Raw genomic sequence first — 19709 nt, forward strand, 5'->3', positions numbered from 1 at the left:
CCTCCTTCCTCTCGTCTCCCCCCAAAGGAGTCCCTCATGCCTGATCCCACCTCGTCTCCCTCCTGGGCGGCTTTGGCTGACCATGCCAAAGCCGTGGCGCCGTTGCATATGCGTGACCTGTTCGGCGCGGATCCGGAACGGTTCGACCGGTTCAGCCTCCATCTGGAGGACATGCTGCTCGACTACAGCAAGAACCGCATTACCTCGGAAACCATGGGATTGCTTCTGGATCTGGCCCGGGATGCCGGGGTGGAGGCGCGCCGCGATGCCATGTTCGGCGGCGTTCCTATCAATGCGACCGAGGGGCGGGCCGTTCTCCATGTGGCGTTGCGTGATCCCACGGACGATCCCGTCCTGGTCGATGGTGTCGATGTGAAGCCCGCCATCAAGGATGTGCTCGCCCGCATGGAGCGATTCAGCGAGGCGGTGCGCTCAGGGGCCTGGACGGGGGCCACCGGCAAGGCGATCACCGATGTGGTCAATATCGGCATCGGTGGCTCCGACCTGGGGCCGGTCATGGTGGTGGAAGGGCTCAAGGCCTATGCCAAACCCGGGCTGACCGTCCGCTTTGTCTCCAATGTCGACGGCACCCATATGGCCGAAACTCTCAAGAGCCTCGACCCGGAGACCACCCTGTTCCTGGTGGCGTCCAAAACCTTCACCACCCAGGAGACCTTGACCAACGCCCATACGGCCCGGGATTGGCTCACCCAGGCCCTGGGCGAGGACGCGGTCGCCAAGCATTTCGCTGCCCTGTCGACCAACGGGGAGGCCGTTTCAGCCTTTGGCATCGACACCGACAATATGTTCGGCTTCTGGGACTGGGTCGGGGGGCGCTATTCCCTCTGGTCTGCCATTGGCCTGCCCATCGCAATGTCCGTCGGATTTGATCGCTTCCGCGCGTTGCTTGATGGTGCCCATGCCATGGATGTCCACTTCAAGACCGCGCCGCTCGAAAAGAGCATGCCGGTCATTCTGGCTCTGCTCGGTGTCTGGTATACGGATTTCCTGGGGGCGAGCGCCCATGCGGTGCTGCCCTACGACCAGTACCTCCACCGTTTGCCCGCCTACCTTCAGCAAGCCGACATGGAAAGCAATGGCAAGCGCGTGACCCTGGAGGGGACGGAGGTGAGCTGGAACACCGGCGCCATGCTGTTCGGCGAGCCCGGCACCAATGGTCAGCATTCCTTCTATCAGCTTATCCACCAGGGCACCCATCTGATCCCCTGCGATTTCATCGCTCCGGCGCGAAGCCATAACCCGATGGGGGCGCACCACGCCATCCTGTTGTCCAACTTCCTCGCCCAGACCGAGGCCCTGATGAAGGGCAAAACGGAGGCGGAGGCCCGGGCCGAATTGGAAGCCCAGGGCAAGACGGGGGCTGCGTTGGAGGCCCTGGTACCCCACAAGGTCTTCCCCGGCAATCGACCGACCAACTCCATTCTGGTGAAAATGGTCGATCCCCGGACACTGGGCATGCTCATCGCGCTCTATGAGCACAAGATCCATGTCCAAGCCACGGTCTGGAACATTAACGCCTATGACCAATGGGGTGTGGAACTGGGCAAGCAACTGGCCAAGGCGATTCTGCCCGAGCTGGAGGACATCACCCAGATCCCCCGGCACGACTCGTCCACCAATGGCCTTATCTCGCTGTACAGGCAGATGCGCAAGGTCTGAAGGGCGGCCGGAAGAAGGGCCGTCGGCAGGGTGAAAAATGGGAAGGGGGAGCGATTCGCTGCTCCCGCTTTTTTGGGGTCTTGGTGGCGGTCGCCGTTACTGGGCGCCGCGAATATGGCCGAGGAAACCGGAAACAGCGTCGTCGAGCTCCCTGTTCCGCTCCAATAGGGTTTCCGCAGACCCAAGGACTTCCCTCGAGGTTGTGCCGCTGGTTTCTGCGGCTTGGTGGACCTTGGCGATGGACTCGCTGACCTGGCGGGAGGCGTGCTCGGCCATCTGGATGTTCTTGGAAATTTCCACTGTGGCGGCGTTTTGCTCTTCCACCGCAGCGGCGATGGCCGCGGCGATGGCGCTGACCTTGTTGATGGTTTCCCCGATGGATGTGATCGCGGTGACCGTATTGCCGGTCACGGTTTGGATCTCTTCGATCTGCTTGGAAATGTCTTCCGTGGCCCGGGCGGTTTGCTGGGCCAGGGATTTGACCTCCCCTGCGACCACAGCGAACCCCTTGCCGGCATCTCCCGCGCGGGCGGCTTCGATGGTGGCGTTCAAGGCCAACAGATTGGTCTGGTTGGCGATGTCGGTGATCAGCGCCACCACGTCGCCCACCTTTTGGGCGGCAGATTGGAGGGCGCTCACCGTATCGTTGGTCTCTAGGACCCGCTCGACGGCTGTCTGGCTCATCAGGTTAGACTGGCTGGCCTGGTGGCTGATTTCCTGAATCGATGTGGCCAGTTCTTCGGTGGCGGCGGCAACCGTTTCTGTGGTCGTGGAGGCTTCGGCCGCGGCGCTGGCCACGGTTTCTGCCTGTTGAATGGTTGTTTCTGTCGCCTGGGACATGTCAGTCGCCAGTTTGCTGAGGGAGGCCGACGCGGCGCCCAGTTGTTCGGCCAAGCCTCCGACTTGGCTTTCGAAGCGGTCCGAAAGGGCGAGCATCTCCCGGCGTCGCTGTTCCAAGGCGTCCGCTTTCGCCGTGTCCGACGCAAGACGGTCGTCACGCGCGGTTCGGAGAAGATTGCGCAAGTTATTGAAAGCGCTTACCAGACGTCCGATTTCGGAGCGGCCTTCCCCGATCTGCAGCACATGCTCATAGTCGCCGTCCGCGAGCTCTTCCAATCCGCGGAGAATGCGTTTCAGGGGGCCAGCGATACTTCGGCCGATGGTCATGGTCAAGACCGCGAGGGCTGCTAAGCCCAAAGCTGTAATGCCGACGACGAACCAAAGCTGCGATAGCAAGTTGTCGCGGATGTCGTTGACGAACAGTCCGGTGATCACGACCCAACCGAAGGACGGCTCCTCAACGCTCAAAAACATTTTTGGGGTGTCGTTGGTCGTCGATCCCGGTCGTCGGCCCATGGCCGTATGGAACCCTCCAGCGGCGCCATGGTCCTTCGCGAGCGATAAAAGAGCGCGGTACAGGTCGTGGCCCGACCCACTCGCATTCACCATGCTGGTCCCGATTTGCTTGGTCCGCGTTGGGTGCATCAGCAGGATACCGTCCTTGTCCAGGACAATGAAGTAGTTTCCGTCCCCGTATTTCAAGTTCGACAGGCTGGTCAAGGCCGCTTGCTTCGCGTCCTCAATAGAGAGGGAACCATCAGCGACTTTTTGTTTGTAGCCCGCGATTTCACTGGTGGCGGTCTGGACGAGCAGGCGCAGGGTCTCCCGCCGATCCTCAAACCGGGCGGAGTAGGAGGTCCAGAGGCTGGTTCCCGTAATGACAATCAAGATGAGGAAGCTTGCCACTCCAAGGGCTATGAGTCGGAAACCAATCGATGTGTTTTTAAACATGATGAGGGCCTTCTTAGCCGCGCAGTGTCCGTCTAAGTATGATGGGGTATGAAGGTATGAGCAAGTTGTAATTACTTAAATCTCATCTAAGTCGCATTGAAGGATTTCATGACAACTTAAATGTAATGATCACAAAATTTCGATATTTAAGTTTATTTTCCGTGGTTTATGGTGATTTAAAGGGGTAATCGCCCTCTTTTAAGATTGAAATTAATTTCAATGGAGACTTTTTGTTTTGTATATTTATTGATATAATTGCCACTTATCGTATTTTATTTTTTTCTAAACTCGTCTATTTCGTGCTTATTTGTCCGGTAGAAAGAAGTGATGCCGTCTTGGAGTGTATAAAAAGTGGGAGTTCGTGAGTTTTTCGTTTGATACACAGCGGGTGGGTCAAACGGCGGGACAGCCCATGCTCTTTCACGGGGGGGGACCGAAAAACGGCATTCCTTGGCGACTTATCGTCGGTGTTGACCTGGGAATGGTCCCATGGTGGTAGACAGGAGGGGGCGGCATTCTATATGGGGAACAGGAGTCGGCCTTCAGGAACCGGACCTGCGCTTTTCTCTTTCCATTTACGGACCACACCCCCTATGCCCATGTCGATCCGCCTTCTTCCGCCCACCCTGGTCAACCGCATCGCTGCGGGTGAGGTGGTGGAGCGTCCGGCTTCTGCCGTGAAGGAACTGGTGGAGAACGCCATCGATGCCGGGGCGACCCGGGTTGATGTCACCATGGGCGATGGGGGCCGGGCGCGGATTCTCGTGGTTGACGACGGCAGGGGCATGTCACCCGACGAACTGGCCCTCTGCGTCGAACGCCATGCCACCTCGAAGCTGCCTGGCGAGGATCTGCTGAACATCCATACCCTGGGCTTCCGGGGGGAGGCTCTGCCCTCCATCGGGTCCGTGGCGCGGCTGACTTTGACCAGTCGCACCCCGGGGGCGGAGTCCGCCTGGAGTTTGACCGTCGAAGGCGGTGCGAAAGGCGAGGTTGAACCGGCCAGCCATCCCGAGGGCACAAGGATCGAAGTCCGCGATCTCTTCTACGCGACGCCCGCCCGGTTGAAGTTCTTGAAGGCACCGACGACGGAAATGACCCATGCCGTGGATGTGGTCAACCGCTTGGCCATGGCCCATCCCGAGGTCGGCTTTACCCTGTCCGATGGCACCCGCCAGCGCATCCGGCTCTCCGCCGCCCAGGGTGAATTGTTCGAAGCCCGGTTGATTCGTCTCGGGGGCATTTTGGGGCGGGAGTTCGCCGATAATGCCCTGGCCCTCAATGCCGAGCGGGAGGGCATCCGCTTGACGGGTCATGTGGCCCTGCCCACCTTCAACAAGGCCACCAGTGCGGGGCAATATCTGTTCGTCAATGGCCGCCCGGTGCGGGACAAGTTGTTGCACGGTGCCGTCAAAGGGGCCTACCGGGATGTGCTGGCCCATGATCGCCATGCGGTCGTGGCGCTCTATCTGGACCTGCCGCCGGAACAGGTGGATGTCAATGTCCATCCGGCCAAGGCCGAGGTGCGGTTCCGCGACCCGGCCCTGGTGCGCGGGCTGATCGTCGGGGCCATCCGCCATGCCCTGGCCGAGGCCGGACATCGGGCCAGTTCGTCGGTGTCCGAAGCGGCGCTGGCTTCCCTGCGGCCTGGAGAAGGGCTCGGCCCCTTGGGACATGCGCCGCCCCCGTCGGCAGTCCGCCTGCCCTGGGGAGCGGGGTCCTATCGGGGGCAGCATCCCAGCGCTGCCGAGCGCCAATTGGCCTACGAGTCGCAGGCTCCGGTTCGGAACTCCTGGGGGGAGGGGGGCGGCTTGGCCGAAACCCGCCCCACAGGGGCTCTCCATACCCTCTCCCAGACCCCCCATGCTCCTGCCATGGCGGGGGAGGGGGGGCTGGCTCCAACGCCGGTCCCCGACCCTGACGCTCACCCCCTGGGCGCAGCCCGGGGGCAAATCCATGACACCTATATCATTGCCCAAACGGAGACGGGGCTGGTCATCGTCGACCAGCATGCAGCCCATGAGCGTTTGGTGATGGAGCGGATGAACGGGGCCCTTGAGGGCGAGGGGCGGGTGAAAAGCCAGATGTTGCTGTTGCCCGAGGTGGTGGAGTTGGACGAGGCTGCCGCCGATCGGTTGGTGGAGGCCGCAGAGGATCTGGGCAAGCTTGGACTGGCGCTGGAGGGATTCGGTCCTGGAGCGGTGGTGGTGCGTGAAGTGCCGGCCCTGCTGGGGGACACGGACGTGAAGGGGCTGGTTCGCGATCTGGCCGATGGGCTGGCGGAATGGGGAACGGCCCAGGTGCTTCAGGATCGCTTGGGCCATGTGGTGGCGACCATGGCCTGCCATGGGTCCGTCCGTGCCGGTCGTCGGCTGCGGATGGAGGAGATGAATGCCCTGTTGCGAGATATGGAACGAACCCCCAGGTCCGGGCAATGCAACCATGGCCGACCGACCTATGTTGAGTTAAAGTTGGGCGATATCGAACGCCTGTTTGGGCGCCGCTAGCGGTCTGCCCCTTCCATAGAGGGGGAAAGAGGTCCGGTCGGTGTCTGGTCTTGGGAAGAAGTCAGTTTCGAGGGGGAGACCGCGACATGACGGATCGATTGAGGGCTCGGCGCTTTTGCACGGCCTGTGTGGTTGTTGCGTTTTTTGCCGGGCAGGCTCTGTTCTTGACCCCTGTGGGGCCTGCGGCCGCTGCGGAACTGACGGCAGACAGCTACCGCGAGCTTGATACGGTGCCCGACCGTATGGCCGCTTGCACGGACGCCGTTTCCGATTCCTATGAAACCGGCGACGCGGAGCAGATCCGCGCGGCCATGAGCGGCGAGATCACCTGCCTGAAGGAGGTGCTGGCCTTCATCGCCGAGACCTTCTACGCCCCGGATGCCTTCGGCCCCGGCGGCATCACGGCCCTGTTGCAGCGGGTGTCCGACCCCCTTGGTCAAATGTTCTATGTGCTTCAGACCGAACCCAAGGCCTGCGTCCCGGCCTGCGGCAGTCTTTATGGTATTCAGGCCTTGGATATGTATCGGCGTTTCCTGGTGACCCTGATCCTGGATATGACCGAACGCCTGAAAGACGAAAGCCCCGTGCATACGGAGTAGTCGGCATGCTCCTGGAGTGGCTGGAAGCCCTGCTGATGCCCGCGTCACCGGAGGCCAGGCGTCTGGGAGCCGTGCATGAACTGGTGGCCGTGCACGCCCGGGCGAAACGCCAATCCCGGGCCTGGGCCGATCATCAGGCTAAAGCGCGGAAGGCTGTCCTCCAGGTGGCCGACGGGACCCGGGGGCGAAGCTTGGCGGTGGTTCTGGGGTCTGGTTGGCTCCTGGAAGTGCCGCTGGAAGAGCTGGCTACCCGCTTTGATCGTGTCCTTTTGGTGGATCTGGTGATCCCTCGGGCTGTGCGTGCCCGGGCTCGGGCGCTGGGCAATGTGGACTGGCGGCCCTGGGATGTGACGGGGGTCTATGGCCCCCTGGCCACGCACCCCAAGACCCTACCCGCCGTCCCTGACCCTGCCCCCCTGCCGCCGGAAGTCCTGGAGGCGGATTTTGTGATTTCCTCCAATCTGCTCAGTCAGTTGCCGGTTTCCCCTCGCAGCTGGATGGATCGCCATGGCATTCCAGAGGCCACTCAGGATGCGGTGTCGAAGGCCCTTATCGATGCCCATTTGGCTGGCTTGGGCCAATGTCATGGGCGGGAACAGGGAGGCGTGGTCTGTCTGCTCAGCGACTTCGAGCGCGAGGAGCGGGATTCCACGGTCGAGGGTGGCGGGGTCCGCTTTGATTTGCTCTATGGGGCACGACCCCAGGTGGATGGGCCCCGCTGGTGGTGGTCCCTGGCGCCGGAAGGAGAGGAGGGAGCGACCCTGTCGGTCCGGCACAAGGTCATGTGCGGGGCTTTGCTTGCGCCGAACCAGTGAAGGGCGACACATTTTGAATGGTCGATACGAGGTTGACGTTTAGAGTGTCTTCGAGATCACGATCAAATCTTATGGTTAGAGCGGAAGGAGGACGGAAAACCGGTGCCCATTTTTCCTCATTCCGTTCTCTAATCCGGAAAGGTTTTTCTGCGCGGCAGGGTCGCCACCAAGGTCAGGCCCGCGCCGATAGCGCCCAGAGTCAGCAGGGCGCGGAGGCCGCTTTCGACGGTCAGGATCAGCAGGTGTTCCGGGTTGGGAGTGGTTGGGGCTGCCAGGGCGAAGAGTCCCATAATGGCTTCGGCGGCGCTGCCTCCGGGGATCATCGGCACGCATCCAGCCACAGCGAGGACCAAACCCGCTCCCGGGTGGATCAGGCGGAGCACACGCAGGGCCACGCCGACGGCGAGTGCGGCGAGGAAAGAGGCTCCGGGCAGGCCCCAGTCCATGCCGAGTCCCAGGGAGCGGATCGCCAGTCCCAGGGCGCCAACCAGGGCGGCGCCGACCAGCATGGGGATTTCGAAGTTGAACAGAACGCCGAAACCGGCCGCAGCCAGGGCGCCTAAGGCCATGCTCGCTTCCATACTCGGAGCCATGTGGGAGCCGGGGTCTGCGGGTGCGGGGGAGAGGCCAAGAAATCCCTGAGCCCCCCAAAGGCCCACGGTAATGAAGACCAGGATCAGGACGGCACTCACGGCCCGGGCGGCGCCAAGGGTTGGATATCCCTCCATGATATCGATCTGGGCATTGAGCAGGGGGACGCCAGGGACCAGCAGCAAGATGGAGGCGAGCATGGCTCCGTTCAGGGATCCGCTTCCCAGAATCCGGGCGGCCGCTCCGGCGAGAAGGGCGGCGATACCTGCGGTCAGGGCGGTGACCAGAATGGGACTGAGCGCCAGCCGGGTCATGGCATGGCGCGCGGCCTGGGCGATCGTGCTGGCCCCCAGGACCGCGCCGACAGCCAGCCAGTCACAGCCGAGCAGGCGGGCGAAGGCGGCACAGGCTAGGCCGACCGCCAATGCGACAAGGGGCCAGGGGTGGCGGTGGGTGTCCCTGGCAAGGCTCTCCAGCTCTGTGGTGGCGGTGTCGACGGCCATCCCTGTTTGTTCGACCTTGGCGCAAAAGGCCCGCAGGCGGCGGTCCAGGTGTTGGTTTACCCCATGGCGGCCCACGCCCATCATGCGGGTTATGGTGGTCGTTCCGGAGCCTACGGTCATGCCGATGGAGGCATAGCCTGCCCGGACATGGACGTGGTCGGCGCCCAGCCCCCGGGCGACCATGGCGGCGCCATCACGGATCACGCGAGACCGCGCACCACTTTCCATGAGCTGGCGCCCGGCATCAAGGGCTGTCATGGCGATCCGTTCCAGATGCCGGTGGCGTGTGATGACCGGATCGGGGGCTTGGGGGACGGGCGTAGGTGTCACCATTGTAAATTGGCCTCTCTAACCCGGAACGGCTGGAAGGGTCTGGCGGAAGTCTGGCTCGTCGTGGAAGAACCGGACGTTGAGCGCGCAGGGCGTGTCCCGGTTCAGTTCCGTTGCGAAGACGCGCCAAGGACGTTCTGCGGTTCTATCCTCCAGCTTCAATCCGAAGCTGTCCGGGGCGCCGAGAAAACCCTCAAGGCCTGTCGCGGGTAGCGCAAAGCGGAGCGACAGCGCGATATTGGAATAGGTGGCGTGATTGCCCATACATCCGCTCTCCCCAGGTCATAAAAAAATGGGGGTTTGGAGGCATTTGCCCCCAAATGGGCCTGGGCAATCGCCCAAAAAAGACGAAACAGTGCCGTATACCGTGTCCGAGATCACGTCGAGCTGCTCCGCCACCCTACTCAATCTCGAAGAGACGTTAGAGCTTATAGAATGAGAGTAGCAGCGGGCCGGCCTGTTCCAAGCAGATCCCATGTCACTCTAGAAAATTCCTTCGAGCATGCCCTTTTGTCGGCGCTCGATGGTGGGGGTGCGACCTTCGGTGACGGGACGACCCAAGGATTGGTTCTGGCGCAGACGTTGGCTTTCCGAGTCGGGGTCGACCACCGTGCCGAACTGGTCTTCATTGGTGTCTCGCCAAAACACCAGCTTTTCAGTGAAGCTCTTGTCTTCGGCAGCCAGGGAGGAGGTTTCTCGGTTCACCACCTCGCGGATATTGGGAATGGCCCGGTTCGCATCGGCGGACCCCAGAAGGGCTTGTTCGCCGCTGGTTAAGCCGGTGGATAGGTTCGCATTTTGGCCCGGTAGGCCACTGCTTTGGCCCATCAGGGCTGTGTGGGCGGCGTCTCGGGGCGCCATTTCCTGAGGCCTGGCGGCGCCGGGCTCTGGTGGACGCAGGTTGAAATCCGGGGGGAGGGCCAAGGGAGCCCGGGTCACGACTTTGAATTCGTCTGGGGCGTTCCGCTCCAAACCCAATTGTTTCTTGGCGTTGTCACAGGCGCCAAGCGCCAATGGGAGGGCCAGCACAGCGGCCAGAACAATACGGCTGGATGCGGTCATGATGTCCCTTGATCCTTGTTCTTGTGGAGGAGGGTCGCTCCCCCGAAATTTGGATACCCTTGTACCCTGACTCGCCTGTTCGGCTCAAGCCCCGGTGGATTTCCCGCCCCCGTCCGTCCGATTGTCGGCGCTCTTGTTTCCTCCAAACAAGGTGTCGGCGATCAGCAGAACGGCGCCCAGGGTAATGCTTGCATCGGCGACGTTAAAGGCGGGCCAGTGGTATCCCGAGACGGAGAAGTCGAGGAAATCCACGACGGCCCCATGGATCATTCGGTCAACGACGTTGCCCAAGGCGCCGCCGATGATCAATCCCAGGGCCGCCTTCTGGACCCACCCCAGGGCCGTGCGCGTCCACCAGACCAGGGACCCGGCGATGACCAGGGCGATGGCCGAAAGAATCCAGGCGTTCCAATTCCCGCCGTTGTTCATCACCCCAAAGCTGACCCCCCGGTTCCAGACCAGGACCAAATTGAAGAAGCCGGTGACGGGGATGACCCGGGGCGGGGACATGACGTCGAGCAGGATCCACCATTTGCTGGCCTGATCAAGGGCGATGACCACAAGGGCCAGCAGCAGGGGCGGAAGGGGAAAGCCGAAGAGCATGGGCTCAGGCCGTCGCTTCGGGGCGCTGGGCCTCGGGGAGCTTGGAAACGGCATCGTTGCAGCGGTCGCAGACCCCCTCGTGGTCATGGGTTCCCACGTCGGGCAGGACCATCCAGCAGCGCTGGCATTTTTCGCCCACGGCCAGGGCCACGACGACTCCGGTGTCAGCGACGTCTTCCAGAACATGGGCGCCTTCGGGGGCGGGGTCCGTGGCCGAGTCGACCAGGGTAATGGCCGAGGTGATACAAATCTCCGCCATGTCCAACCCCTCGCAGGCAGTGATGAGCTCGGCGGGGGCATGGACCAGGGGCGCGGCTTGGAGGCTCGCACCGATGGTCTTGTTGGCCCGGGCGACTTCCAGGGCACCGGTGATCACCCGGCGCAGGCGTCGCACCTTGGCCCAACGCTCGGCCAGACTATTGTCCGTCCAGGTGCCGGGGGCTTCGGGGAAGGTCTGGAAATGAACGCTATCCGTCTCGCTCGGGTGACGGGTCAGCCAGGCTTCCTCTGCGGTGAAGCACAGGAAGGGGGCCATCCACTTCACCAGATAGTCGAAGACCTGGCTCATCACTGCCCGGCAAGCCACCCGGCGGGGGCTGTTTGGCGCGTCGCAATAGAGCGCGTCCTTGCGGATGTCGAAGTAGAAGGCCGATAGGTCCAGGGCGCAGAAGGTATGCAGTTCCTGGAACATGTCGTGGAAGGCGAAATCGGCGCAGCAGGACCGAACCTTGGCATCCAGCTCTGCCAAACGGTGCAGGATCCAGCGTTCCAGTTCGGGCAGATCCTCCATCGGGGGCAGGGGGGCTTCGGCTTCCAGGCCGTTCAGGGCGCCCAGCAGGAAGCGCAGGGTATTGCGTAGGCGGCGGTAGGTGTCCGTGGTCTGCTTGAGGATTTCGGGCCCAAAGCGGATATCCCCGGTGTAGTCGGAGGACACCACCCACAGACGCATGATGTCGGCGCCCGCCGTGGAGACGACCTTTTGCGGGCTTTCGGCATTGCCTTTGGATTTGGAGAGCTTGTCGCCCTTCTCGTCCAGCAGGAAGCCATGGGTCAGAACCGCGTCATAGGGCGCCCGATCCCGGGTGCCGGCGCTTTCCAACAGGGAGGTGTGGAACCAGCCGCGGTGCTGGTCGGAGCCTTCCAGGTACAGGTCCGCCGGCCATTTCAGGTCCTCGCGGGCTTCCAGGACGAAGGCATGGGTGGAGCCGCTGTCGAACCAGACTTCGACGATGTCGCGCACCGGCTCGAAATTATCCGGATCGTGCTCGGCCCCCAGGAAGCGCTTGGGGTCGCCGATGAACCAAGCATCGGCCCCTTCGGCTTCAAAGGCCGTGGCGATGCGGTCGATGACGCTTTGGTCACGCAGGGGTTCGCCGGTGGTCTTGTCGACGAAAATAGCGATGGGAACGCCCCAGGCCCGCTGGCGGGACACACACCAGTCCGGGCGGCTTTCGATCATGGAACCGATTCGGTTGCGGCCCCGCGCCGGGATCCAGCGGGTGTCATCGATGGCTTTCAGCGCCTTTTCCCGCAGACCGTTGGTCTCCATGGAGATGAACCACTGCGGGGTGTTGCGGAAGATCAACGGCGCCTTGGAGCGCCAGGAATGGGGGTAGCTGTGTTCCAGCTTGTCGTCGGCCAGTAGGGCATCGACCTCGACCATGGCCGCGATGATATCGGGGGCGACCTTGAACACATGCTTGCCCGCGAACATCGGGACATGGTCCATGTACCGGCCGTCTCCGTCGACGGTATCGGGCGGCTGGATGCCGTTGTCACGGCCCAGGAAGTAATCGTCCTCGCCGTGACCGGGGGCGATATGGACGAAGCCCGTGCCCTGTTCAGTGGTGACGAAGTCTCCGGCCAGCAGGGGCACATCGAAGTCGTAGCCCTTGCCCCGCCAGGGGTGGCGGCAGGCGGTGCCCGCCAATTCAGCGCCCTTCAGGCGGGCAACTTCCTCGTATCCGGTGATGCCCGCCCGCTTCAAGACCTCGTCGAGCAGGTCGACGCAGACGGCCAAGCGCTCTCCGGCATGGGCATGGGAGCCCTCGGCCACTTCGGTGGCGCGGATCACCACGTAATCCATATCCGCCCCATAGGCGATGGCCCGGTTGCCCGGCATGGTCCAGGGGGTGGTGGTCCAGATGACGATCGATGTGCCCTCCAGCGCCGTGACGGAGGCACGGACGACGGGGAAACGGATCCAGATGGTGGTGGAGGTGTGGTCCTGATACTCGACTTCCGCGTCGGCAAGTGCGGTCTTTTCGACCACCGACCACAGGACCGGTTTGGCGCCCTTGTACAGTCCGCCGTTCATCAGGAACTTGCCCAACTCGCGGACGATCTGGGCCTCGGCCTTATAGGCCATGGTGGTATAAGGGGTCTTCCAATCGCCGCAGATGCCCAGGCGCTTGAATTCCTCGCGCTGGATGTCGATCCACTCCTCGGCAAACTGACGGCATTCCTTGCGGAACTCGATTACGTCCACCTCGTCCTTGTTCTGGCCCTTGGCGCGGTAGCGTTCCTCGATCTTCCATTCGATGGGCAAGCCGTGACAGTCCCAGCCGGGAACGTAATTGCTGTCCTTGCCCAGCATTTGCTGGGACCGGGTGATCACGTCCTTGAGGATCTTGTTCAGTGCATGGCCGTTGTGCAGATGGCCATTGGCATAGGGGGGGCCGTCGTGCAGGACGAACTTGTCCCGCCCCTTGGACTGCTCGCGCAGGCGGGCGTAAATGTCGAGCTTTTCCCAGCGCGCCAGAATGTCGGGTTCCTTCTGGGCGAGCCCGGCCTTCATGGGGAAGTCGGTCTTGGGAAGGAAAACGGTGGACTTGTAATCGACGGTCATGGCGTGGGGTCTCGGAGCCTGGGATCACGGATCACGGATCACGGAAGTGAAAAGGCGCGGACGTTCGGTCCGGGCGGACTCGCATGGATACCCGACATCCTAAGTTCCCTTCAACCGATTCATGGGCATTGGGGCGATTCATGGGCGTCGGGGGCATGAAACAAATGGGCATGCGGTGGATCTGCCCTTTACGAACGGGGGCGGATGGCCCATTTTCCGCGTCGTGCTGTAAAATATTTCGTGAAAGGAACGGAATCCATGGGACGGTTTGGCACTTTCGCCGCCGCTTTGGTCTTGTTCGCCGTCACTTTCGGTGTTGTTTACTACTTCAATAAACCTGAAGAGCAAGCAGAAAACCCCCTGGAGGGAACCGGCATCGAAAAGCTGGGGGGCAAGTCCCTGATCCATTACGTTTATGTGCCCCAAGGCGAGCTATCGGACGAGCATTTGTTCCTGGCGGCCGAGACCTATTGCAATGGCACGCCGGGATGTGAAGTGCGTTTCTGGACCGACAAGGCCATGACTCCGACGGGGGAGATCGAGACGACAGCCCAGACAGAGGCCCGCTTCGCCACCTACCGGAAGAATCGCTACAATGGTGAGGAAGTGCTGATTCGCAAGGACCGGGAACAGGCGATCCGTCGGTAAGGTCGTCGGCTTCGGACCCTTAAGGGGATGAGCCCCCGGGTTAATGGACCGGGGGCGTCTTTTTGGCTCGGTCCAGGACCGTGAAGGAAATTCCATTACCGTCTTCATGCGCGTCCTGGGTCGTGAGACCACCGCCCAGGCGCCGGGCTGCTGCCTGGGTTGGTCCCATGACGGCCCGCAGGTCCCGGGTGCCCAGGGTCAGGCCCTTGTCGCTCACGGTGATCTGCGCACCTTTGGCGGTGGGGGCGATATCGACGGTGACCCAACCTTCGGCGGGATTGCGTCGCAGGGCCGTGGACAGAAGATCTTCCAGAACCCGCTGAACCTCGATCCCATCGGTATCCAGGATCACCGTTGGGCCATGGCAGGCCAGGGCAACCCCCAAGGAGGCCGCCAGATCCCGGTTGGCCAGGATGGCCTGTTCGGCGATCAAGGTAAGGTCAATGGCTTCATTGGGGACTTCATTGGAGGCTTCATTGCTTGCCTCATGGGGTGCCGCTGTCTGGGGCAGAGGTTTCACCTGGGTCTCTCCATGGGTGGTATCCCCTCCCTGAGGGGGCTCCAGGCTAAGGGCCTGCGTGGACTGCGGGCACATGGGCGGTCCTTTTCATCGGTTGCGAAACCAATGTTACAACGTTTTGACCGGCGCATGACTCAAAATATTTTGCGGCGCACAATACAGCCTTGGTGAATATGAAGAAATTTCTATCGTTCGGTTCATTTCAGCAGGGAAAACTGCCCATCGGCAGGGGCATTTGGGATGACTGAGGAAGAGGGCGGGGGGGAGGGGAATCTGGGAGTGCTGAAAAAAGCCAACGCCCCCACGGGGGCGATCCGAGGGGGCGTTCAGGGCTTTTTCGCTTCCTGAGGTCCTTTCCAGCTCTCCGTAGAGAGGGGAGGAAAGTGGTGCCCGGGGACAGAGTCGAACTGCCGACACTGCGATTTTCAGTCGCATGCTCTACCAACTGAGCTACCCGGGCACCGGTCGCTCTCAAGCGAGAACGGGGGTGTACATGATCCCCTGGGGGCATGCAAGCCCTGACTTTCAAAAAAATGACAGTCAGGGTCTTTTTCTCTTTTTGACCGAATTATCCCTGGGCTTCTTCTAACCTCCGGATGAATTCCCCCACCAGCCTGTCGTAAAGCTGGCCTGTTCGAGGACCACCAGGGTGGAGAGGTCCGGAAGGCCAAGGGAACGGATGTGCATCGCCATTGGCCTTCCGGTGGGAGAAAATCCTTAATCCTCGAGGTCGTCCATGCCGGGTTGTTCGTTGGTTTCCACCTTGTAGGAGCCGGTTACCCAGCGCCCCAAGTCCACGTCGGCGCAGCGCTTGGAGCAGAATGGCCGGTATCGCGGTTCGGTTTGCTTGCCACAGATGGGGCACTTCTTCGCGGGAATGCGGACGGCCGAGGGGTCGGCGGATGGGATGTCGTCAGGTGGATTGTGGTCTGTCATCGGCGATCAGGCTACCAAGCTACGGTTGGGAAAATATGAAGGTCCCAAGACGCTGGGAGTTTTCCCGGCGCAATTCAAGGTCTTTCGTCGACAGGGCTTCCCCCTAAGCAGGGTATACGACAGTGTCTCGTCTTTTTTGGGCGAGTGCCCAAGCCCCTTTGGGGGCGATGCCCCCAAACCCCCCTTTTTCTTTTCGAAAGAACAGCCTGGGGTCTGGGGCCTTTCGGCTCCAGCCTCGCCAAAGGGGGGGGGGCGGGGCAAAGCCCCGTGACGGGAAAACACCCCAAGTCGGGTATATACCCCTCTTAAGAACGGGACCTCAGGAAATCGACGAAGACACCCAAAAGGGTCAAGCGGTTCGTGCGGCGGGGATAATATAGGTAAAACGGTGGCCGTCCCGGCGTCCAGTCCTCCAGGACCGGTTCCAGGCGCCCTTGGGCGTAAGCTTCTTCGACCACCGAACGGAGGGACCAGCCGATGCCCAGGCCCTGCTCCATGGCTTGAACCACGGCCTGGAAGCTGTCGAGGGTTAAATGGGCCTCGGTGTGAACCGTCGTGACCTCTCCGGCCTCCAGGAAAGTCCAGTCGGCCAGCCGGTTTGATCCGATGTTGCGGTATCGGATGCAGGTGTGGTGATACAGGTCTGCGGGGCGCTCCGGTCGACCATGGGCTGCCAAATACGCCGGTGCGGCTGAATAGGCGCCCTTTAGGGGCGGGGTGAGGGGGATGGCCACCATGTCCGGAGACAGCAGGCCACCCAGGCGAACCCCCGCATGGAATCCCTCTCCGACAATGTCGACCAGGGCGTCGTCGATGGACAGGTCCAGGCGGATGTCCGGATAGGCGGCCATGAAGGCGGGCAGAAGGGGGGCAAAGATGGTCTGATAAGCGCTCCAGGGCAGAGAGATCCGCAATCGGCCTGTCCGGCCCTTGCCTTCGGTTCGCGCCGCCTCCAAGGCCTCGTCCAATTCCGCCAGGGCCGGGGCTGCCCGTGCCAGCAAGGCCCGCCCTGCTTCGGTTGGTTCCACGCGGCGCGTGGTGCGCGTGAACAGGTCGACACCCAGGTGCCGCTCCAATTGTTTCAACTGGTGACTGACCGCAGGCGGGCCGAGCCCGAGGGTCCGGGCGGCGCCCCGCAAGCTCCCGGCCTCGGCGATGGCGAGGAAAACGGTCAGACCTTGGGTGCTCCTTTTTTCCATTGTATGAAAATATCGAACAATCCAGTCAAAAGGCAATGTCTACCGCCATGATCCTTGACCGGTCACCCTCGTCTTTTCCCCTTGCAGAGGAGACGAGAGACAGATGCCAAGGATAAAAATCAAAGCGCCCGACAGGACGGGCTTGGGAATCATCCTGATCGTTGGGACGGTCTTCCTGATGGCGACACAGGATGCGGTGGTGAAGGTGGCCAGCACGGACATGCCCCTTTGGCAAATGTACGCCTTGCGGTCCCTTCTGGCCCTTCCGGTTCTGGCCGGTCTCGGGGGGCTGTGGGGACGGCGACGGGGCTGGAGGCTCAGTTGGGAGGCTGTGGTCCGATCCCTGCTTCTGGCGGGGATGTATCTGTGTCTCTACGCCGCCATACCCCTTTTGGAGCTGACGACCATTGCTGCGGCCTTCTACACGGGACCGCTGTTCGTGACGCTGTTTTCCGCATTTTTCTTGGGAGACCGGGTGGGATGGCAGGGCAGAACGGCTGTTGGCCTGGGATTCCTGGGCGCCCTGTTGATCCTGCGGCCCACGCCTGAGGCCTTCGATTGGCTGGCCTTGATTCCCATGGGAGCCGGGCTTTGCTATGCCCTCGCTGCGGTGCTGACCCGGGCCAGGCGGTTTGACGAGGATGCCTTGCTCCTCGCCCTGGTTCTCCACGCGACCCTGGCGACAGTGGCACTAACCGGCGGTTTGGTCGTGCATGTGATGGGTGGGGCGGGGGGGGAGGATCCCATCCTTCGCTTCCTTTTGGGGGCCTGGGTTTCCCTGGATTATCGGGGATGGCTCGTCCTGGCGGGGTTGGCCGTCATTTCTTTGGGGACCGGCTGGGGATTGGCTGCGGCCTATCAACTGGCTCCGCCGGTTACCGTGGCCACTTTCGACTACGCCTATCTGGTCTTCGCCGCTGGCTGGGGAGTGGCCCTGTTCGGTGACCATCCCGACCTGTGGACCCTCTCCGGCATGGGCCTGATCGCCCTGGCAGGGGGGCTTATCCTCTGGCGGGACCAGTCCTCTTCCCCCGCGTCCCGGTCTTGCGGGGGCGGCTCAGGATCGGATCAGGGTAATGGGGAGTCCGAGGTGGTCACGCGCCTGGGCGAAGGCTTGGGCGAGGGGGCCAAGCAATAGACGCTCTTCCGCTGGAGTAACGGTCAGAGAGGGGGACCGGGTCGGCGTTCGAACCAAGTGCCGCAGGGCGGCCAGCAGACGCGCTTCGGGGGCGGTCTCCCGGGCAGCCAAGGGCATCAGGAACAGGTGGGAGAGGGGCGGGCGCCGTCGGGGGCGGATAATCTCCACCAGCCCGCCCCGGGTGACACCAAGCAGCTGCGGACTCGCAGGATCCTTGGCCAGAAGGGTGGCCAGGGTGTCGACCGCTTCCCGGTTCGGCCCTCCGGTTTTGCGCCGGGGGAGGTCCACCAAAATCTGACCTGCCAAAGCGCGCAAGCGGATCTGTCGGGCAATCATCGGCAGGGCGGCCCGGGTCGCGGCTTCGGGGTTGGTCGCGCCACTGTCGATGTCGATGGCGGTCAAAGCCTGGGTTTCCTCGATGATCACCCATCCGCCGCCGGGCAGGGGCAGGCGGGGGGAGAGGGCCTCTTCCAGGGCTTCCTCCACCCCTTCGCGTTCGAAGGGGGAGGGCCTGGCCGATACTTCCGCAGAGAGGGATCCTGCCCATGCGGGGTGACGGAGGCGGAGATGGGGTTTCAGCGCCGCCGCACGGCTGCCGGTGTCGCAGTGGATGGCCGCAATGCCCTCGCCCAATTCGTCGAGCCAGCTCTCCAGGGGAGAGGGGGCCGGGAGAAGAAGGCCGGGGCCGGTGGCCTTGGACAGCCCCTCGCGGATATCCAGCCACTTGGCCCGCTGGGCCTCAAGTTCGGCGGCCAGAGCGTTATCCCGGACGCCCGGAGCACTGGCCGCCGTGCGGGCGATGGCGCCCTCTCCGGGCTCCATCAGCGCCTCGATTCGTGCCCGGAGCTGGCTGCGCTGCGAAGAGGAACCCGTCTTCGGGGAAAGTCCCAGGCCGGGGGCGAAGGGGGTGTAAACCAACAGGCGACCGGGCAGGGTGATTTTTGCCGTCAGTTTGGGACCCTTGGGGCCTTGGGCTTCCTGGACCACCTGGACGGCAACGAGGCTGCCGACGGACGGCGGTGGGCCGGAAATGTCGGACAGGGGAAGAAAACCGTCGGGGTCGCCACCCAAGGTGACAAAGGCCGCTCGCCCATCGGGTGTCCGCTTGCCCATCCGTCCGGCGAGGATGGATCCGACCTCGGGGGCGTGGACCCATTGGTGGACCACTTCGATGACGGTGTTGTCTTCCAGTAACGCCCAGCGGGTTTCCCCAGGACCGTCCGAGACGAGAATGCGGAAGGCGCCGGTCCCCTCCCGGCTCATGCCTGGTTTTCCGGTTCGGGGGTGGGCTGATAGCCATTGCCGCGCAATAGGGCGTTGGCTTCGAACAGGGGCAGGCCAACCACATTGGGGTAGCTGCCTTCCATCCACTTCACATAGGCTGCGGCGAGACCCTGGATGGCATAGCCGCCAGCCTTGCCGTGCCACTCCCCGCTGGCGAGGTAGGCGCGGACCTCCTCGTGCCCCAGTTTTTTGAAGGCAACGTGGCTGACCACGGTCTTGGAGAGCAGGCGCCCGTCGGGCAGGACGAGGGCGAGGCCACCGATCACCCGATGGCGTCCGCCGGACAGCATCCACAGGCAGGCCTGGGCGGTCTTCTCATCCTCGGCCTTGGGCAGGATGCGGCGGCCCTTGGCCACCACCGTATCCCCAGCCAGCACAAAGCAACCTGGGTGGCGTGCGGCGACGGCGCGGGCTTTGTTCTCGGCCAGGCGCAGGGCGTGAGGACGGGGACACTCATCCTTCAGGGGTGTCTCATCCACATCCGCCGGGTCGATCACTGCGGGGGGCAGGCCGATCTGGGCCAAAAGGTCCCGCCGCCGGGGCGAGGCCGAGGCGAGCACAAGCACCCCGGGCCGACTGATCGGGGCCGGAGCCGACTCTGAGGTCGAGTCCGGTGGGGGCGGCGGTTGTTCCGCAGTCATGGGTTCGATGACGG

At 62.8% G+C, this 19709-nt stretch carries 17 protein-coding genes and 1 tRNA gene; 6 read left to right on the top strand and 12 right to left on the bottom strand.

The features are described 5' to 3' along the window. Window positions 1–36: 36 nt before the first annotated feature. A complete protein-coding gene (gene pgi, locus ACLIRY_RS08135; RefSeq protein ID WP_413204881.1) occupies window positions 37–1680 on the top strand; it encodes a glucose-6-phosphate isomerase in 1644 nt (547 codons plus the stop codon). Window positions 1681–1776: 96 nt separating this feature from the next. Here pgi and ACLIRY_RS08140 read toward each other — a convergent pair whose 3' ends face one another. After that, window positions 1777–3426: a methyl-accepting chemotaxis protein gene (locus ACLIRY_RS08140; RefSeq protein ID WP_413204882.1), complete on the bottom strand. Its 1650-nt coding sequence runs from the start codon at window positions 3424–3426 to the stop codon at window positions 1777–1779. A gap of 644 nt (window positions 3427–4070) precedes the next feature. On the opposite strand from ACLIRY_RS08140, the gene mutL reads away from it, so the two are divergent. The 3 genes from mutL to ACLIRY_RS08155 all read left to right on the top strand — a co-directional run bounded on the left by mutL (window position 4071) and on the right by ACLIRY_RS08155 (window position 7392). Next, window positions 4071–5978: a DNA mismatch repair endonuclease MutL gene (gene mutL / locus ACLIRY_RS08145; protein WP_413205336.1), complete on the top strand. Its 1908-nt coding sequence runs from the start codon at window positions 4071–4073 to the stop codon at window positions 5976–5978. 86 nt (window positions 5979–6064) lie between these two features. Further along, window positions 6065–6577 carry a hypothetical protein gene (locus ACLIRY_RS08150; RefSeq protein ID WP_413204883.1) on the top strand — a complete coding sequence of 171 codons (513 nt, stop codon included), beginning with the start codon at window positions 6065–6067 and terminating at the stop codon, window positions 6575–6577. A 5-nt stretch (window positions 6578–6582) separates the two neighbouring features. After that, window positions 6583–7392: a hypothetical protein gene (locus ACLIRY_RS08155; protein ID WP_413204884.1), complete on the top strand. Its 810-nt coding sequence runs from the start codon at window positions 6583–6585 to the stop codon at window positions 7390–7392. A 128-nt stretch (window positions 7393–7520) separates the two neighbouring features. Here the strand turns inward: ACLIRY_RS08155 and ACLIRY_RS08160 are convergent, their stop codons facing one another. The 5 genes from ACLIRY_RS08160 to ileS form a co-directional block, all read right to left on the bottom strand. After that, window positions 7521–8819 carry a threonine/serine ThrE exporter family protein gene (locus tag ACLIRY_RS08160; protein WP_413204885.1) on the bottom strand — a complete coding sequence of 433 codons (1299 nt, stop codon included), beginning with the start codon at window positions 8817–8819 and terminating at the stop codon, window positions 7521–7523. A gap of 15 nt (window positions 8820–8834) precedes the next feature. Next, entirely contained in the window at window positions 8835–9080 is a 246-nt protein-coding gene (locus tag ACLIRY_RS08165) for a hypothetical protein (RefSeq protein ID WP_413204886.1), read from the bottom strand. 219 nt (window positions 9081–9299) lie between these two features. Continuing rightward, window positions 9300–9878, bottom strand: coding sequence for a DUF3035 domain-containing protein (locus ACLIRY_RS08170; protein WP_413204887.1), 579 nt, complete (start codon window positions 9876–9878; stop codon window positions 9300–9302). Window positions 9879–9962: 84 nt separating this feature from the next. After that, window positions 9963–10481, bottom strand: a complete 519-nt coding sequence (lspA, locus tag ACLIRY_RS08175) for a signal peptidase II (RefSeq protein WP_413204888.1) — start codon at window positions 10479–10481, stop codon at window positions 9963–9965. A gap of 4 nt (window positions 10482–10485) precedes the next feature. Continuing rightward, window positions 10486–13329 carry an isoleucine--tRNA ligase gene (ileS, locus tag ACLIRY_RS08180; protein ID WP_413204889.1) on the bottom strand — a complete coding sequence of 948 codons (2844 nt, stop codon included), beginning with the start codon at window positions 13327–13329 and terminating at the stop codon, window positions 10486–10488. Window positions 13330–13587: 258 nt separating this feature from the next. On the opposite strand from ileS, the gene ACLIRY_RS08185 reads away from it, so the two are divergent. Next, on the top strand, window positions 13588–13977 hold the full coding sequence (locus ACLIRY_RS08185; RefSeq protein ID WP_413204890.1) for a hypothetical protein: 390 nt from the start codon (window positions 13588–13590) through the stop codon (window positions 13975–13977). 40 nt (window positions 13978–14017) lie between these two features. Here the strand turns inward: ACLIRY_RS08185 and ACLIRY_RS08190 are convergent, their stop codons facing one another. The 4 genes from ACLIRY_RS08190 to ACLIRY_RS08205 form a co-directional block, all read right to left on the bottom strand. Continuing rightward, window positions 14018–14572, bottom strand: a complete 555-nt coding sequence (locus ACLIRY_RS08190; RefSeq protein WP_413204891.1) for a hypothetical protein — start codon at window positions 14570–14572, stop codon at window positions 14018–14020. Between the two features lie 309 nt (window positions 14573–14881). Further along, a tRNA-Phe gene (locus ACLIRY_RS08195) sits at window positions 14882–14957 on the bottom strand. 257 nt (window positions 14958–15214) lie between these two features. Further along, window positions 15215–15433: a DNA gyrase inhibitor YacG gene (locus ACLIRY_RS08200; RefSeq protein WP_413204892.1), complete on the bottom strand. Its 219-nt coding sequence runs from the start codon at window positions 15431–15433 to the stop codon at window positions 15215–15217. Between the two features lie 305 nt (window positions 15434–15738). Further along, window positions 15739–16632: a LysR family transcriptional regulator gene (locus tag ACLIRY_RS08205; protein WP_413204893.1), complete on the bottom strand. Its 894-nt coding sequence runs from the start codon at window positions 16630–16632 to the stop codon at window positions 15739–15741. 103 nt (window positions 16633–16735) lie between these two features. Between ACLIRY_RS08205 and ACLIRY_RS08210 the strand changes: the two genes are divergently transcribed. After that, a complete protein-coding gene (locus ACLIRY_RS08210; RefSeq protein WP_413204894.1) occupies window positions 16736–17770 on the top strand; it encodes a DMT family transporter in 1035 nt (344 codons plus the stop codon). On the opposite strand, the gene ACLIRY_RS08215 is transcribed toward ACLIRY_RS08210, so the two are convergent. Together ACLIRY_RS08215 and ACLIRY_RS08220 are read right to left on the bottom strand one after the other, a co-directional pair. Beyond that, window positions 17690–19033 carry a ribonuclease E/G gene (locus ACLIRY_RS08215; protein ID WP_413204895.1) on the bottom strand — a complete coding sequence of 448 codons (1344 nt, stop codon included), beginning with the start codon at window positions 19031–19033 and terminating at the stop codon, window positions 17690–17692. The genes ACLIRY_RS08210 and ACLIRY_RS08215 overlap by 81 nt on opposite strands. Then, window positions 19030–19695 carry a Maf family protein gene (locus tag ACLIRY_RS08220; protein WP_413204896.1) on the bottom strand — a complete coding sequence of 222 codons (666 nt, stop codon included), beginning with the start codon at window positions 19693–19695 and terminating at the stop codon, window positions 19030–19032. Before ACLIRY_RS08220 ends, ACLIRY_RS08215 begins: the two co-directional genes overlap by 4 nt. Window positions 19696–19709: the final 14 nt, after the last annotated feature.

Source organism: Rhodospirillum sp. A1_3_36, assembly GCF_047263945.1.
In the GTDB taxonomy this organism is placed as follows: domain Bacteria; phylum Pseudomonadota; class Alphaproteobacteria; order Rhodospirillales; family Rhodospirillaceae; genus Rhodospirillum.

Excerpts from the sequence above, each read along its gene's own strand:
- ACLIRY_RS08200 (WP_413204892.1), bottom strand. The coding sequence starts at position 15,433 with ATGACAGACCACAATCCACCTGACGACATCCCATCCGCCGACCCCTCG.
- ACLIRY_RS08160 (WP_413204885.1), bottom strand. The coding sequence starts at position 8,819 with ATGGTGACACCTACGCCCGTCCCCCAAGCCCCCGATCCGGTCATCACA.
- mutL (WP_413205336.1), top strand. The coding sequence starts at position 4,071 with ATGTCGATCCGCCTTCTTCCGCCCACCCTGGTCAACCGCATCGCTGCG.
- ACLIRY_RS08170 (WP_413204887.1), bottom strand. The coding sequence starts at position 9,878 with ATGACCGCATCCAGCCGTATTGTTCTGGCCGCTGTGCTGGCCCTCCCA.
- pgi (WP_413204881.1), top strand. The coding sequence starts at position 37 with ATGCCTGATCCCACCTCGTCTCCCTCCTGGGCGGCTTTGGCTGACCAT.
- ACLIRY_RS08150 (WP_413204883.1), top strand. The coding sequence starts at position 6,065 with ATGACGGATCGATTGAGGGCTCGGCGCTTTTGCACGGCCTGTGTGGTT.
- ACLIRY_RS08190 (WP_413204891.1), bottom strand. The coding sequence starts at position 14,572 with ATGTGCCCGCAGTCCACGCAGGCCCTTAGCCTGGAGCCCCCTCAGGGA.
- ACLIRY_RS08205 (WP_413204893.1), bottom strand. The coding sequence starts at position 16,632 with ATGGAAAAAAGGAGCACCCAAGGTCTGACCGTTTTCCTCGCCATCGCC.
- ACLIRY_RS08185 (WP_413204890.1), top strand. The coding sequence starts at position 13,588 with ATGGGACGGTTTGGCACTTTCGCCGCCGCTTTGGTCTTGTTCGCCGTC.
- ACLIRY_RS08220 (WP_413204896.1), bottom strand. The coding sequence starts at position 19,695 with ATGACTGCGGAACAACCGCCGCCCCCACCGGACTCGACCTCAGAGTCG.
- ACLIRY_RS08155 (WP_413204884.1), top strand. The coding sequence starts at position 6,583 with ATGCTCCTGGAGTGGCTGGAAGCCCTGCTGATGCCCGCGTCACCGGAG.
- ACLIRY_RS08215 (WP_413204895.1), bottom strand. The coding sequence starts at position 19,033 with ATGAGCCGGGAGGGGACCGGCGCCTTCCGCATTCTCGTCTCGGACGGT.
- ileS (WP_413204889.1), bottom strand. The coding sequence starts at position 13,329 with ATGACCGTCGATTACAAGTCCACCGTTTTCCTTCCCAAGACCGACTTC.
- lspA (WP_413204888.1), bottom strand. The coding sequence starts at position 10,481 with ATGCTCTTCGGCTTTCCCCTTCCGCCCCTGCTGCTGGCCCTTGTGGTC.
- ACLIRY_RS08165 (WP_413204886.1), bottom strand. The coding sequence starts at position 9,080 with ATGGGCAATCACGCCACCTATTCCAATATCGCGCTGTCGCTCCGCTTT.
- ACLIRY_RS08210 (WP_413204894.1), top strand. The coding sequence starts at position 16,736 with ATGCCAAGGATAAAAATCAAAGCGCCCGACAGGACGGGCTTGGGAATC.